At 72.4% G+C, this 14,186-nt stretch carries 14 protein-coding genes; 5 read left to right on the top strand and 9 right to left on the bottom strand.

The genetic code is table 11. The annotated features are described in order from the left end of the window. Nucleotides 1-19 precede the first annotated feature (19 nt). Nucleotides 20-712: a DUF305 domain-containing protein gene (locus tag ACQPZK_RS15010; RefSeq protein ID WP_433538884.1), complete on the bottom strand. Its 693-nt coding sequence runs from the start codon at nucleotides 710-712 to the stop codon at nucleotides 20-22. Between the two features lie 140 nt (nucleotides 713-852). On the opposite strand from ACQPZK_RS15010, the gene ACQPZK_RS15005 reads away from it, so the two are divergent. Beyond that, nucleotides 853-2,310: an LVIVD repeat-containing protein gene (locus ACQPZK_RS15005; RefSeq protein WP_433538883.1), complete on the top strand. Its 1,458-nt coding sequence runs from the start codon at nucleotides 853-855 to the stop codon at nucleotides 2,308-2,310. 147 nt (nucleotides 2,311-2,457) lie between these two features. Beyond that, the gene (locus ACQPZK_RS15000; RefSeq protein WP_433538882.1) at nucleotides 2,458-3,684 is read left to right on the top strand and encodes an SLC13 family permease; all 1,227 of its coding nucleotides are present in this window, start codon (nucleotides 2,458-2,460) and stop codon (nucleotides 3,682-3,684) included. A gap of 19 nt (nucleotides 3,685-3,703) precedes the next feature. Here the strand turns inward: ACQPZK_RS15000 and ACQPZK_RS14995 are convergent, their stop codons facing one another. The 6 genes from ACQPZK_RS14995 to ACQPZK_RS14970 all read right to left on the bottom strand — a co-directional run bounded on the left by ACQPZK_RS14995 (nucleotide 3,704) and on the right by ACQPZK_RS14970 (nucleotide 8,843). Continuing rightward, the gene (locus ACQPZK_RS14995; protein WP_433538881.1) at nucleotides 3,704-4,531 is read right to left on the bottom strand and encodes a MerR family transcriptional regulator; all 828 of its coding nucleotides are present in this window, start codon (nucleotides 4,529-4,531) and stop codon (nucleotides 3,704-3,706) included. Between the two features lie 54 nt (nucleotides 4,532-4,585). Next, the gene (locus ACQPZK_RS14990) at nucleotides 4,586-6,187 is read right to left on the bottom strand and encodes an asparagine synthetase B family protein (RefSeq protein WP_433538880.1); all 1,602 of its coding nucleotides are present in this window, start codon (nucleotides 6,185-6,187) and stop codon (nucleotides 4,586-4,588) included. A gap of 4 nt (nucleotides 6,188-6,191) precedes the next feature. After that, nucleotides 6,192-7,151 (bottom strand): DUF5715 family protein, encoded by a 960-nt coding sequence (locus tag ACQPZK_RS14985; RefSeq protein ID WP_433538879.1) that lies wholly within the window; start codon nucleotides 7,149-7,151, stop codon nucleotides 6,192-6,194. A gap of 140 nt (nucleotides 7,152-7,291) precedes the next feature. Then, nucleotides 7,292-7,801: a 2'-5' RNA ligase family protein gene (locus ACQPZK_RS14980; RefSeq protein ID WP_433538878.1), complete on the bottom strand. Its 510-nt coding sequence runs from the start codon at nucleotides 7,799-7,801 to the stop codon at nucleotides 7,292-7,294. A gap of 92 nt (nucleotides 7,802-7,893) precedes the next feature. Continuing rightward, nucleotides 7,894-8,079: a DUF397 domain-containing protein gene (locus tag ACQPZK_RS14975; RefSeq protein ID WP_433539217.1), complete on the bottom strand. Its 186-nt coding sequence runs from the start codon at nucleotides 8,077-8,079 to the stop codon at nucleotides 7,894-7,896. Further along, complete coding sequence (locus ACQPZK_RS14970) at nucleotides 8,076-8,843, bottom strand: DUF5753 domain-containing protein (RefSeq protein WP_433538877.1); 768 nt, start codon at nucleotides 8,841-8,843, stop codon at nucleotides 8,076-8,078. The genes ACQPZK_RS14975 and ACQPZK_RS14970 overlap by 4 nt, the downstream gene beginning before the upstream one ends. A 459-nt stretch (nucleotides 8,844-9,302) precedes the next feature. Between ACQPZK_RS14970 and ACQPZK_RS14965 the strand changes: the two genes are divergently transcribed. Beyond that, the gene (locus ACQPZK_RS14965) at nucleotides 9,303-9,536 is read left to right on the top strand and encodes a flavin reductase (RefSeq protein WP_433538876.1); all 234 of its coding nucleotides are present in this window, start codon (nucleotides 9,303-9,305) and stop codon (nucleotides 9,534-9,536) included. A 27-nt stretch (nucleotides 9,537-9,563) separates the two neighbouring features. On the opposite strand, the gene ACQPZK_RS14960 is transcribed toward ACQPZK_RS14965, so the two are convergent. Together ACQPZK_RS14960 and ACQPZK_RS14955 are read right to left on the bottom strand one after the other, a co-directional pair. Next, on the bottom strand, nucleotides 9,564-10,169 hold the full coding sequence (locus ACQPZK_RS14960; protein WP_433538875.1) for a response regulator transcription factor: 606 nt from the start codon (nucleotides 10,167-10,169) through the stop codon (nucleotides 9,564-9,566). Beyond that, nucleotides 10,166-11,320 carry a histidine kinase gene (locus ACQPZK_RS14955; RefSeq protein WP_433538874.1) on the bottom strand — a complete coding sequence of 385 codons (1,155 nt, stop codon included), beginning with the start codon at nucleotides 11,318-11,320 and terminating at the stop codon, nucleotides 10,166-10,168. Before ACQPZK_RS14955 ends, ACQPZK_RS14960 begins: the two co-directional genes overlap by 4 nt. 131 nt (nucleotides 11,321-11,451) lie before the next feature. On the opposite strand from ACQPZK_RS14955, the gene ACQPZK_RS14950 reads away from it, so the two are divergent. Then, nucleotides 11,452-12,351 carry a hypothetical protein gene (locus ACQPZK_RS14950; RefSeq protein ID WP_433538873.1) on the top strand — a complete coding sequence of 300 codons (900 nt, stop codon included), beginning with the start codon at nucleotides 11,452-11,454 and terminating at the stop codon, nucleotides 12,349-12,351. 65 nt (nucleotides 12,352-12,416) lie between these two features. Next, nucleotides 12,417-14,138 carry a DEAD/DEAH box helicase gene (locus ACQPZK_RS14945; protein ID WP_433538872.1) on the top strand — a complete coding sequence of 574 codons (1,722 nt, stop codon included), beginning with the start codon at nucleotides 12,417-12,419 and terminating at the stop codon, nucleotides 14,136-14,138. Nucleotides 14,139-14,186 lie beyond the last annotated feature (48 nt).

Genomic DNA, 14,186 nt, shown 5'->3' with positions numbered 1-14,186 from the left:
GCGTACGGGTCGTCGACGGTCAGGGCGGCGTCAGCTCGCGCAGGCGGTTGATCTCGATGGCCTGCTCGGTGGCGAGTGAGGTCGCCAGCTCGTTGAGGGTGGCGTCGGCCCCGACCGAGAGCAGGTCGGTGGCCATGGTCACGGCGCCCTGGTGGTGGTCGGTCATCATCGTGATGAAGAGCCGGTCGAACTCGACGCCCCGGGCGGCGGCCAGTCGCCGCATCGCCTCGGTGGACTGCATGCCGCGCATGCCGGCGTGGTCGTGGCCGGGCGCCGTCTCGGGCAGCCCCCGGGTGGAGAGCCAGCCGCGCAGGACCTTGATCTCCGGGCCCTGGCCGGCGCGGATCCGGTCGGCGTACGCGCGGATCCGCGGATCGGCCGCGTGGTCCACCGCGAGCGTGCTCATCTCCAGGGCCTGCTCATGGTGCGGAATCATCATCTGCACGTAGACGGTGTCCAGGCCGTTGTACCGGGGTGGGCTGTCGTCGCGCAGCTCGTGCGCGGACCGGACGACGGCGGGCTCCCCCGGCCGGCCGGGCACGAGGACCGGCGGCGGCGGTGGGCCGGTCGTCGTCGGCGTGGGTGACGCCGAGGCGGATGCGGCGGCCGGCGGGCCGGGGTCACCGGCGGCGCGGACGGCCAGCACCACCAGCGCCGCGACGATGGTCGCCGCTATGACGACGGCGAGTAACCGACCACGTCGGACAGTCATGCCGAACTCCCCTCAGGTCGAGGTCGCAGCGATCCTATCCATTGAAGACTCCGCCTAGATGTGACCCGGGTCACATCGATGATCTCCGAGGCTCGGTAAGGTACCGACCATCGCCATCCCCCTTTCGAAGGGCGTCGCCGATGATCAATCTGGCTACCGCACGGCTCCGACAACTCCGTATCGTCAGCCTGGCCGCAACCGGCCTGCTGCTGACCAGCGTCGCCCTGGCGACGCCGAGCAGCGCGCAGGAGGCCGCACCGGCCGCGGCACCACCGGCCGCCGCCGCCAGCGACATCCCGGGTGTCGACGAGATCCGCAGCAGCCCCAACCTGCGGCAGATCGCCAACCTCCCCAAGCAGGCGCCGTTCGACACGACGGCCGCGCTCAACAGCGACATGGCGTTCCAGGGCAAGTACGCCTTCGCCGGCAACTACAACGGGTTCGTCATCTACGACATCTCCCGGCCCAGCGCGCCCAAGATCACCTCCCAGGTGAACTGCCCGGGCTCGCAGAACGACATCTCCGTCTACGGCAACCTGCTGTTCGTCTCCACCGACTCGTCACGCAGCGACGACTCGTGTGCGAGCGTCGCGCAGCCGGCGTCGGTGAAGGAGTCGTGGGAGGGCATCAAGGTCTTCGACATCAGCGACAAGACCAACCCGCGATACATCAAGTCCGTCGAGACCGCCTGCGGGTCGCACACCCACACGCTGGTGCCGGGCAAGGACCGCAAGAACGTCTACCTGTACGTCTCGTCGTACAGCCCGCGGGCCGAGTTCCCCGACTGCCAGCCGCCGCACGACTCCATCTCCATCGTCAAGGTGCCGGTGAAGAAGCCCACCGAGGCGGCCGTCATCTCGACGCCGAACCTCTTCCCCGACGGCGGCTTCCCGGGCAGTGAGACCGGCTCGGCGACCACCGGGTGCCACGACATCACCGCGTACCCGTCGAAGGACATCGCCGCCGGCGCCTGCATGGGTGACGGCATCCTGCTCGACATCAAGAACCGCGAAGCGCCCAAGCTGATCACCCAGGTCCGGGACACGGTGAACTTCGCGTTCTGGCACTCGGCCACCTTCAACAACGCCGGCACCAAGGTCGTCTTCACCGACGAGCTGGGCGGCGGCGGCGCGGCCACCTGCAACGAGACCGTCGGTCCCAACCGCGGGGCGGACGCCGTCTACGACATCACCGGACGCGGTAACGCCCGGAAGCTGGAGTTCCGCAGCTACTACAAGATCCCTCGGACCAACGGCGACACCGAGAACTGCGTGGCGCACAACGGCTCGCTGGTCCCGGTGCTCGGGCGGGACATCATGGTGCAGGCGTGGTACCAGGGCGGCATCTCGGTCTGGGACTTCACCGACTCGCGCCACCCCAAGGAGATCGCCTACTGGGAGCGGGGCCCGCTCTCGGACACCCAGGCGGTCACGGGCGGCGCCTGGTCGACGTACTACTACAACGGCAACATCTACTCCAACGACATCCAGAAGGGCCTGGACGTCCTGGAGCTGAACGACTGGCGGACCTGGTCGGCGAACCTGACCCGGTTCAAGGAGTTGAACGTGCAGACCCAGCCCGGCTACCTGAGCTGGTAGAACCGACGCGCGACCCGGGCCCGGCCTCTCGATGAGGGGCCGGGCCCGGCCGCGTCGACCCGCCGGTGGCGACCGCATGGTGGGCCTGGTCACCCGCGCCCAGGGTTGCTCGGCGGTCAACCGGACCCTGTGTCAACGTGGTCACCTGTGAAGTCTGCCGCCGGCGCGCCGCCGGCCCCGCCCGAGCCGACCGCGCGCTGGCGTCCCCACCCGCTCGACCTGGTGGCCGTCGCCCTCGCGGTGGCCGGCGCGGTCTGCGCGCTGACCGGGCTGCTCCCCCACGCCGAGACCACGGCCACCCTGCACCGCATCCTGCCGCTGCTGCTCTTCCTCGGCACCGTCATCGTGCTGGCCGAACTGACCGCTGTCGCGGGCGTCTTCGACGTGCTCGCCAGCCGACTGGCCATCGCCTCCCGGGGCCGCTGGGCGGCGCTGTTCCTGCTCTGCGGCGGCCTCGCCACGGTGACCACCCTCGTGCTCAACCTCGACACCACCGCCGTGCTGCTCACCCCGGTGCTGCTCGCCCTGGCCCGCAGCCTGCGCGTCCCCGCCGGGCCGCTCGCGGTCACCACGGTCTGGCTGGCGAACACCGCCAGCCTGCTGCTTCCGGTGTCGAACCTGACGAACCTGCTGGCCGCCGACCGGGTCGGCCTCACCCCCCTGGCGTACGCCGAACGCATGGCGCTGCCGCAGCTCGCGGCCGTGACGGCCACCATGGCGCTGCTCTGGTACGCCTGGTGGCGGCGGGAACGACCGGACGGCGGACGCTTCGTCCCACCGGCCCCGCACGTGCCGGCCGATCCGGTGCTGCACCGCACCGCGCTCGCCGGCTGCCTGCTCTTCGTCGCCGGCATCCTCGCCGGGGTCGAGATCGGGCTCGCCTCCACCGTCGCCCTCGCGCTGGTGCTGGTCGGCTTCGTGGTCCGCTCCCCCGCGACGCTGCGCCCGGCGCTGGTGCCCGTACGGCTGCTGCTGTTCGTCGTCGGCCTGTTCCTGGTGGTGCAGACCCTCGGGAGGCACGGGCTCGACGACCTGGTCGCCCGCCTGGTCGGCGCCGACGGGGGCGCCGCCGGCGCGCTACGGGCCGGTGGCACCGGGGCGCTGCTGGCAAACGCGGTCAACAACCTGCCGGCGTACCTGGCCGGCGAGTCGGTGCTGCCGACCGTCGACCACACCCGGCTGCTGGCCCTGCTGATCGGCACGAACGTCGGCCCGCTGGCCGCGCCCTGGGCGTCGCTGGCCACCCTGCTCTGGTTCGAACGCTGCCGGGCGGCCGGGGTGACGGTGCCGGTGCGACGGTTCGTGCTGACCAGCGCCCTGCTCGCCGTCGTCGGCACCCTCGCGGCGGTCGGCGCGCTGCTGCTGGTGAGCTGAGCGCCGACCGCCGCGAGGATCAGCCCCGTTCGACCGCGAGCTGGAGTTCGGTCACGCCCTGTTCCGGGGCGTCCTGGGAGTAGTCCAGGTACACCTCGCGGGCGAACCCGTTCGGGCGGTACCCGTTGTCCTCGATCCACCGGGCGAGGGCCTGGACGCTCCGGTCGGCGTCATCCATCGAGCCGTGGTGCACGATCGTCGCGGCCGTCCCGACCGCCGGCAGGTCCCGCACCGTCACGTCGGGAACCGCCGCGACACCACCGCCGACGCTCACCCCGGCGTGCACCACCACGGCCTCGCCCTCGTCGTCGGCCGGCTCGTACCAGGCGATGGCCGGCCCGGACGGGGTGATCCCGGCGGCGTCGAGCCGGCGGAACAGCTCCGGGTAGAGCGGCTGGATCACCGGACCGATGTCCTGACTCTCGTAGCTGGGCGCGACGGCGGTCAGCTCCGCCACGCGAACCGGCGGGATTTCCTTGAGTACGACGTCCTGGCTGGTCATCCGACCCTCCGATTCGATCATCCGGAGCCTCGCCTCGACCGCCGCGAGCCGGGCCGTGTCGGCGGCCAGCCGGGCGGCCAGCTCGCTGCGCCGCAGCCGCAGCATGCCGCGCAGCTCGGCGGTGTCGACGGCCTCGTCCACGATCGCCCGCACCTGCTCCAGGGTGAGCCCCAGGTCCTTGAGGGCGATCACCCGGTTGAGCCGCCGCAACTGCTCGGCCCGGTAGAAGCGGTAGCCGGTGTGCGGATCGACGTCGGCCGGGCGCAGCAGGCCGATGCTGTCGTAGTGGCGCAGCATCCGCACCGACACCCGGCCCAGTCGGGCGAAGTCTCCGATGGTGAACATGATCCCCTCACGCTGGTCCCTGACACCGTGTCAGAGTCAAGCGTCGGGCGGGGGTCAGCCCACCGGTGAGCGGCGGGACGGACGGGGTCCGACCAGCCGGCGGACCATCGGCGCCGCGTTCCACTTCGCGGCCCCGACCAGGTCGCGGGCATGTTCCAGGACGGTGTAGTCGGGCCGGTTCAGCCCGTCGGCGATGGCCCGGTCCAGGTCGTTGCCACACCGGCTGAGCACGGTGTCGAAGTCGCGGCGGACCGGCTCCAGCAGGTCGTAGCCGAACGACCGGTGCATCCGGGCGAACAGCGGCTTGTAGAGCCGTACCCGCTCGTGCAGGCCGGAGGAGTACGACATGGGGTGCTTGGGCCGCCGCACGACGTAGTCGGGCAGCACGTCGGCGAACGCCTTCCGCACGATCCACTTCTCCTGGCCGTCGCGCACCTTCAGGTCCAGGGGCAGACGCATCGCCAGCTCCACGACACTGAGGTCGAGGAACGGCACCCGCGCCTCCACCCCGTGCCCCATGGCCGCCCGGTCCACCCGCTGCAACTCCGTACGGCAGAGGTTGCGGATGCGGTGCAGGAACAGCCGGCGGGACGCGATCGGGTCGACCTGGCGGTACATCGGGTACCCGCCGAACAGCTCGTCGGAGCCGTCACCCGTGAGCACCACCTTGACGCCCAGGTCCCGCAGCCGCCGGAAGATCGGTACGGAGACGACGGCGTTGATGATGTCGCCGTACTCGGTCAGCTCGGAGATCCGGATGGCCTCGCGGACGTCGGCCAGCCGGATGTCGCGCGGGCGCAGCTCGACCACGACGTGCGGCACACCGAGGTCGGCGGCGAGGCGGCGGGCGTACGCGACGTCGGGGCTGTCCGGCACGCCGACCGTCACCGCCACGCAGTCCGGGTGGATGTCCCGTACCTGCCGCAGCGTCAACGAGCTGTCCAGCCCGCCGGAGAGGACGACGCCGACGGTCAGGTCGGTCTCCACCCGCATCCGGATGGCGTCGGTCAGGGCGGCCCGGACGAGCAGGGTGGCCTCGTCCGGGTCGTCGATGACCGGCAGTCCCTCGCCGATGGTGAGCAGGTCGACGTACGGGCGCAGTCGCACCGAACCGTCCGTCTCCGCCCAGCCGTGGTGCCCGGGAGGCACCTCGCTGACCGGGGCGTGGTGCCCGACGAGCGCCTTGACCTCGGAGGCGAGGTGCAGGCAGCCGGGCTGCCGCGACCAGTACAGCGGTTTCACGCCGAGCGGGTCGCGGGCCAGATACGCCCGGCCGGTGGCGCGTTCGACGACCGCGAAGGCGTACTCGCCGCGCAGGCGGGTCACCGCCGACTCGCCCCACTGCTGGAACGCCGCCAACAGCACCTCGGTGTCGCTGTCGGTGCGGAACACCTGCCCGAGCCGGGTGAGCTGGGCGCGCAGCTCCCGGTGGTTGAAGATCTCGCCGTTGAAGCAGAGCAGCCAGCGCTCGTCGGTCGACGTCCAGGGCTGCACGGCCCGGTCGCGGTCGACCACACGGAGTCGGCGGGTGCCGGCGAGCAGACCCGTCTCACAGCGGGTCTCGGTGACCTCGCCGCGCGGGGCGAGGACGGCGAGCATCCGCCGGAACGTCGCCGGATCGGCCTCGGGGCCGAGGCTGAGCGCGATACCGCACACGACTTCAGACCCCCATCTCGGCCTCGTACGCCCGGCGCAGCCGGCGCCGGGCGGTGGGCGCGAGGCAGAGGTGCCAGGCCTGCCCCTCGTCGATCACGTTGAGGTCGCCGGCCTCCTGTCGGGCCAGCAACAGCTCCGCGAGGGCGTCGCGCGCGCCGAACCGCGTGAACCAGGCCAGCTCGACGTCGACCGAGTAGCCGAGGCAGTGGCCGCTGGGCAGCATCGCCGCGTAGCCCAGTCGACGCAGCCGGTACTGGTGCTCGGTGCTTCGGACCAGGCTCGTCACCCAGAGCGGCGGGGTGCCGGCGGGCGCGGCGGCGGCGAACTCCCGGCCCAGCTCGTTGAGCAGCGCCACCACCTCCCGGCGGGCGCGGCGGAACAGCAGCCCGGCGGTGTGCGGGGTCGCGTCGGGGCGTAGTCGCCGGCGTAGTCCACGCGCGGCCCGGCCCAGCACGGTCGCGGGTTGCTCCTGGTACCGGAAGCACAGCAGGTCCCGGCGACGCAGCCACTCCAGGTCGACGAGTTCCGCGCTGCCGTTGACCTGGTCGTCGGTGTGGAACACCGGGGCGTCCTGCCACCACAGCACGTCGATGCGCGACAGCAGGTAGATCCGGACCAGGGCGGTGAGATCGCGTGCCGAGGTGCGCTCGTTCGGCTGATAACGGGCCATCTCCAGCAGGAGCGTCTCGCGCGCGCCGAGCAGGCCCTGCGGGGTGGCGTCGAGTACGGCCGCGAGCGCCGGTTCACGCAGCCGCTCGTCGATGAGCACCTGACGCGCCCGGGTGCTGGTGGCGTCGGCCAGGGCCCCCACCTCGACGAGCAGGTCGGCCACGGCCGCCCGGTAGGCGACGAGGTCGGGCGCGGCGCTGGGGAGCCGACGGGCGGCGGTGGCGGAGGGTCGGCGACGGGCTGGGGCGGTGGGCGACGCGGGCTGCTGTCCCGGACTACGGCTGGGCACTCGCATGACGGGGTCCCTTCTCCGGTCACGGCACTGGGTGGATCGCCCTGAAACACACCGTAATCACCGAGACCTGACGCAGACCGAACAATCCTCCGATCTCACCCAAAGAAGCCCTCCACGATTCGCGCACCCGCGCGGGGACGCTAGCGGAGGGTGGTGACCGTGCGGTCCGTTCCGTCGTAGCTGCGCGCCGCGTCGAACGCGCCGGTCGGGCGCTGCCCACCGGTCACGGCGCGGGCCATTCGCAGGTCCGCGTCGCGGAACCGCAGCGCCAGGCTGAGGTGCGGCACCCACGATCCCGGGGCGTGCCAGGGACGGTGACCGTCGGCCCGGTCGAGGACCTCCCACACAGCGGCGTGCAGCGCCGTCAACGCCGGGGTGGGCCGGACGAGCCAGACCAACGGGGCGCTGCCGTCGAGGACGACGACCCGGTCGAGCGTCACCGGCAGCGGCAACGCGGCGTCGAACAGGTCGGCCAGTTGCCGCTCGACACCGGGCGGGAAGTCGTCCACGGCCGCCAGGGTCAGGTGCGGCCGGTTCGTCGGATGGATGTTGCGGGCCAGGCTCGGCAACCCGGCGGCGGCCAGCCGCGTCCAGGCCGTGCGGATCGCGGCGTCCAACCCGGGCGAGCAGAGCAGTTCCACCGTACGCACCCGAACACGCTAGCGGACCCGCCGCGATCTTCCTGCGCATCAAGCCATCATTGCCTCCAATTCGGACATGATGGCCTGGCTTGTCTCATCGGTCAGCGCTGAGCCCGTGCGAAGGCGACGAAGCCCCGCCACGCCTGCGGCGCGAAGGCCAACGTCCCACCGTCACGGTCCTTCGTATCCCGAACGAGAACCACCCCCGGGAGATTGTCGGCAACCTCCACGCACGAGCCGCCGTTGTTGCCGCTCCTGGTGCTCTTACGCCACTGCGCACCGGTCAGGTCCATGAGGATGCCGCTTCCCTGAGCAGGTCTAGGGACTGTCCGCGAGAAAGAGCCTCCCCGCGGATGCGTTCCCACCGTCGGTCAAGGGTAGCAATCTCTGGAGACTGGTCGATTATCTGCGCCTGCGCCTGACTGTCCACGTGAGCAACGCGTGTACCGCCTTCCAATTCGGCCACGATGAACGGTCCGCCTAGACCCGAATACATCCCTGCGGACGTCGGCACGACGTAGATCTGCACCGAGGGAAGTTGCGCGCACTGAACGAGGTACGTGCACTGGTCGCGCATGAGGCGCCGTTCGCCGTTCGCCGATCGCTGCAGAACGGCTTCATCCATGACCGCGATCAGCAGGGGCGGTTGATCACGATGGAGGATGGCCTGACGGCCGATGCGGGCCTTTACGAGGTGGTCCACCTCCTCCGTGGATAGCGGTTCGCCCGCCAGCGTCGCCCGCGCGTAAGCCTCGGTCTGAAGAAGGCCAGGCACCCAGGCCAGCTCAAACCAGCGGAGCGCCACCGCTTCCCGTTCCCAGTCGATCCAGGCACGCAGCCACACCGGCTCGCGGCGCTTCAGGACGTCCGGCCACAGCTCGGTCACCTCTCGGCCGAGGATCGCCGCGACCTGGGCACGGTGTCGGGTCTGCGGAATCCGTCCGGGGTTTGCCCAGCGGGCGGCAGTCTTCGGGTCGACGCCAGTTTGAGCGGCGAGGGAGTCGGCCGTCTCACCGCATTGGGCCATGGCCTCCACGACGGCGTGGTTCATCCGCTGTCCTCCCAGGATATCCCGAACGTCCTATCGCCATAGTGCAACGCAGTGTAGTTGGGCCGCAACCGTCGGCAGGGTGTTGTGTGAACGGCGCGGCCGGCAGGGACCCGAGACCCGGCGGACGCGTTCGCAACGGAGCCGCCCCTGGGGGTTGACGCTCAGGGGCGGCTCCCTCCACCTCGGAAGGAGCGCGACGTGTCGGAGAGCGTTGAGGGTGACCGCACGATCAGGGTCGGGGACGTCCTGTACCTGACCCGTGCCGCCAGTCCGCAGTTAGTCCGCCCGCTCACCCTGCGGGTCGTTCGCGAGTTGACCGACCGCCACACCTACTGCGGGTGGACGTGGGTCGAGGGGTACCAGTTGGGTGGCGAAGCGGGAGTTGTTCGTTCTCCGCGACGGGCTGCGGTGGCTCTCCGTGGGGCCTGAGCGCCTGCCGGCACGGACGGGAGCGTCCGGGTGAGGCGGCGGCGTCTCGCCCATCTGCCGACCCGTCCCACCTGGCGGTGCCAGTCGTGCGGGATCGCCTGGCCGTGCTCGGCGGCGAAGCTGAGTCTCCTCGGCGAGTACCGCGGGAAGCGGTCAGCCCTGGTGACCTACCTGCTGGTCCTGCGGGACGAGGCCGCCGCGCAGCACGGCACGACGGCGGCCGACCTCGACGACCGGTTCGTCACCTGGGCGCGTTCCCGCTGATCACCGCCACTCAGGAGTGCTCGCGGGTCAGAGCCAGCCGTTGTCCCGGGCGATACGGACCGCCTCGGCCCGGTCGGCCGCGCCGAGCTTCTGCACGGCGGCGGAGAGGTGGTTCCGGACGGTGCCGGTGGACAGGTGCACCCGGCGGGCGATCACGGCGACCGGTGCGCCGAACTCGGCCAGCCGCAGCGTCTCCAGCTCGCGGGGCGTCAGCGGGCACGGCGGCAGGGTCAACGCGTCGGCCGCCAGCGACGGATCGACGTACCGGCCCCCGGCATGCACCCGGCGGATCACGTCCGCGAGCGCGCCGCCGGGCGAGCCCTTGGGCAGGAAACCACGAGCGCCGGCGGTGAGCGCCTGCCGCAGGTGCCCCGGGCGGCCGTGCCCGGTCAACACCACCACCGCACACTCGGGACGGACGCGGGTCAGCTCGGCGGCCACCGCGATGCCGTCGAGCCCCGGCATCTCCAGGTCCACGACGGCCACGTCCGGGCGGTGCGCGAGCGTCGCGGTGACCGCCGCCGGCCCGTCGGCGGCGTGCGCCACCACCTCGATGTCCGGCTCCAGGCCGAGCAGCGCGCCGACCGCGACGCGGACGAGGTCCTCGTCGTCGGCGAGCAGGACGCGGATCACGTCGTCACCGGCACGGTGGCCTCGATCGTGAACACGCCGTCCTCGCGGCGTACCCGCAGGTCGCCCCCGGCGGCGGCGAGCCGGTCGGCCAGACCGCGCAGACCGTGGCTGTGCGCGTCCGGGCCCCGGTCGTCGGCGCCGTCGTTGACCACCGTCATCCTGGCCACGTCGTCCTCCCGGTCGATGCGGATCCGGCACCAGTCGGCCCGGCTGTGCCGCAGCACGTTCGTGCCGGCCTCGCGCAGCACCGCCGCCAGTTCGGTGGCGGCGGACTGCGGCAGGTCCGCCGGCGGCGGCAGGACCGTGCACCGTACGCCGCAGGAACGCAGCACCCCCACGATGGCGGTGAGCTGTTCGTCGAGGTCGACGACGCGGTAGCCGTGCACGGTCTCGCGTACCTCGGTCAGCGCGGAAGCGGCGAGCCGCTGGACCTCGGCAGCCTCCCGACCGGCCCGCTCGGGGTCGACCGGGGCGAGCCGGGCGGCGAGCTCGGCCTTGAGGGCGATCACCGTGAGGCGGTGCCCCAGCACGTCGTGCACGTCGCGGGCGAAGCGCAGCCGCTCCTCGGCGGCGGCCAGCCGGGCCTGCGCCGCCTGGCCCTGCCGCGCGTCCACCAGGAGATCCCAGAACCAGACCTGGAAGCCGTTGAGAGCGGCGATGCCCACCCCGACCCCACCGGTCACCGCCAGGTGGCGGGCGACGGAACCGCCGGTCCATTCGGCGACGGCCACCGACACCAGCAGGACGGCTGCTGCCACCGCGAACGCGGCCCGCAGCCGGACGAGCAGCGGCGCCATACCGATCAGCGCCGCCCCGAGCCAGGCCCACGTCGGCCAGGCGCCGGCCGCCACCGGCCCTACCAGCGGAACGGTCAGCACCGCCGCCCCGGCCAGAGCCAGGTGGAAGCCGCGACGCCAGCGCGGGTCGAGCCACGGTGTCACGGCCGCGTACAGCACGGCGGTCTGGGCGATCAGGAAGGCGAGTACGCCGACCGCGCCGAGCGCCGCACGGACCGGTTCGGGCTCACGGAACAGACCGACCGCGGGCAACAGGAGACTCGCCCAGACGCCGGTGACGAGCGACAGCAGCGTCGCCTGACGCGCCCGGCGCAACCGGCGGTCCGCCCGGGGAGTCCCCGCCTCGCTCAACACGCGTCGATCCTAGGACCGCTGTGCGCACGGTCCACCCCTGCGACTTGTCACGGTCCGACCGTGCGGCCCGCACGTTTTTCCGGTGACGGACGCATCTGCCCCGCACGCGCGACGGCCGGCAGGGTCGAGGCATGCAGAAGACACGGATGTACGCCGACACCGCACCCGCCGTACCCCTGACCGCGCCGCCGCCGAGCGACCAGCCGGCGCCCCCGGTCGCGGCGGCGACCGGCGGGACGCGAGGGTGGTGGTGGCACCTCGGCGAGATGGCGATCGCGATGGTCGCCGGAATGCTGCTGCTCGGACCGCTGTGGGACGCGGCCGGCACCCCGCTCGGGGTCGGCGCGACGCTGGCGCGCCCGGAGGTGGCCGCGCTGGTGATGGCCACGAACATGACCGTGGGCATGAGCGTGTGGATGCGCTACCGGGGGCACCACTGGCGAGGTGTCGGCGAGATGGCCGCCGCCATGTACGTGCCGTTCCTGCTGCTGTTCGTGCCGTTCCGGGCCGGCCTGCTGGACGGCGACGCCCTGCTGCTCGGCGGGCACCTGCTCATGGTGCCGGCCATGGCGGCGGTGGCGCTGCGCCACCGGCACCACGCACCGACAGCGGTACGCCGGCACCCGGCCGTGGTGGCGCTCGCCCGCCGCTGGCCGACCGGGCTCGCGCTCCTGATGACCGTCGACATGTGGGTCGACCCGGCGGTGCTCAGCCCGTGGACGATGCTGGTGCTGCCCGGCGGGTACCTGGTGATCGGCCTGGCCCGGCGGACGCTGCGCGGGCCGGGCGTGCTCGCCACCCAACTGGCCGGCCTCGCCGTCTGGGTCACCCTGACGCTCGTCGCCGTCGCGGCCGGCGGGCGGACCGCCGCGTGGCTGGTGGCGGTCGGTTGGCTGGCGCACGCCGGATGGGACTTCGTCCATCACCGAACCGGCCGGGTGGTGCCGCGCGGGTACGCCGAATGGTGCGGCGTGCTCGACGCGGCCCTCGCCGCAGTGATGGTGCTGGCGATCCTGAGCACCGACGCCTGAGCCCGCCGGGCGGTGTTGTGCCGGTCGGCGCAACGGCCCCGACGGGGTGATGAAAGGCTTGGCACATGAGTTCCGCACCTGCACAGCACGACGCACCGGCCGTCAGCGACCCCGACGTGACCGCCTTCACGGACCTGGGGCTGCGCGCCGAACTGCTGGGCGCCCTGTCCGCCCTCGGTTACGAGGAGCCGACCCCCATCCAGCGGGAGGCCATTCCACCGCTGATCGACGGTCGGGACCTGCTGGGTCAGGCCGCCACCGGCACCGGCAAGACGGCGGCGTTCGCGCTGCCGCTGCTGCACCGGATGCCGGCCCACCGCGACGGCGGGGACCCGGTGGCGCTGGTGCTGGTGCCGACCCGGGAGCTGGCCGTCCAGGTGTCAGAGGCGTTCCACCGCTACGGCAAGGACCTGGGCGCGCGGGTGCTGCCGATCTACGGCGGGCAGCCGATCGGCCGGCAGTTGCGGGCTCTGGACAGCGGTGTCGACGTGGTGGTGGCCACCCCCGGGCGGGCACTGGACCACATCGCCCGGGGCACCCTGCGCCTCGGCGGCCTGTCCACGGTCGTGCTGGACGAGGCCGACGAGATGCTCGACATGGGCTTCGCCGAGGACATCGAGGCGATCCTGGAGCACGCTCCGGAGCAACGCCAGACGGTGCTCTTCTCGGCCACCATGCCGTCGCGGATCGACGGGATGGCCCGCCAGCACCTGACCGAGCCGGTGCGCATCGAGATCGGTCGGGAACAGCCGGTCGCGGGCGAGGCGCCCCGGGTCCGGCAGAGCGCGTACATCGTGACCCGCGCACACAAGCCGGCCGCGCTGGGCCGGGTCCTGGACGTGGAGTCGCCCACGGCGGCGATCGTGTTCTGCCGCAGCCGCGAGGAGGTGGACCGGCTCACCGAGACGATGAACGGCCGGGGTTACCGCTCCGAGGCGCTGCACGGCGGGATGAGTCAGGAACAGCGGGACCGGGTGATGGGCCGGCTGCGCGCCGGCACGGCGGATCTGCTGGTGGCGACCGACGTGGCGGCCCGTGGGCTGGACGTCGAACAGCTCACCCACGTGGTCAACTACGACGTGCCGTCGGCGCCCGAGTCGTACGTGCACCGCATCGGTCGGGTGGGCCGCGCCGGCCGCGAGGGCGTGGCGATCACCCTCGCCGAGCCGCGCGAACACCGGATGCTCAAGACCATCGAACGGGTGACCGGTCAGCGGATCACCATCGACAAGATCCCAACCGTCGCGGACATGCGGACGCGCCGGTTGGAGCTGACGCAGGCGGCGCTGCGGGAAAGCCTGCTGGAGGACGACCTCGACCCGTACCGGGTGATCGTGGAGACCCTGACCGACGAGTTCGACCTGATGGAGGTCGCCCTCGCCGCCGTGAAGCTCGCCCACGAGGTGACGTCGCCGGGGTCCGACGACGAGGAGGAGATCCCGCAGGTTCCGGTCCGCGCCCCGCGCGAGGGCCGCGCGGACTTCGGCGGGCGGGGCGGCGATCGGCGCGGCGGCGGCCGGCCGCGCGCCGGCGGAGGCAACACCGTCCAGGTGTTCGTCGGCCTGGGTCGGCGCGCGGGCGTACGCCCCCAGGACCTGGTCGGGGCCATCACCGGCGAGACCGGCATCCGTGGCCGCGACATCGGCTCGATCGAGATCGCCGACCGGTTCTCCCTGGTCGAGGTGCCGCAGGGCGTCGCCGACGAGGTGATCTCCGGGCTGCGCCAGAGCACCATCAAGGGCCGCAAGGCGACCGTGCGCCGCGACCGCGGACGCGACGAGCGCTGAGCACGACGTCGGCGACCGCCGCGGCACGGCGGTCGCCGACGGGCCCGT

It is taken from the genome of Micromonospora sp. CA-249363, from assembly GCF_050950185.1.
In the GTDB taxonomy this organism is placed as follows: Bacteria; Actinomycetota; Actinomycetes; order Mycobacteriales; family Micromonosporaceae; genus Micromonospora.
This window is presented reverse-complemented; position numbering and strand designations above follow the sequence as displayed.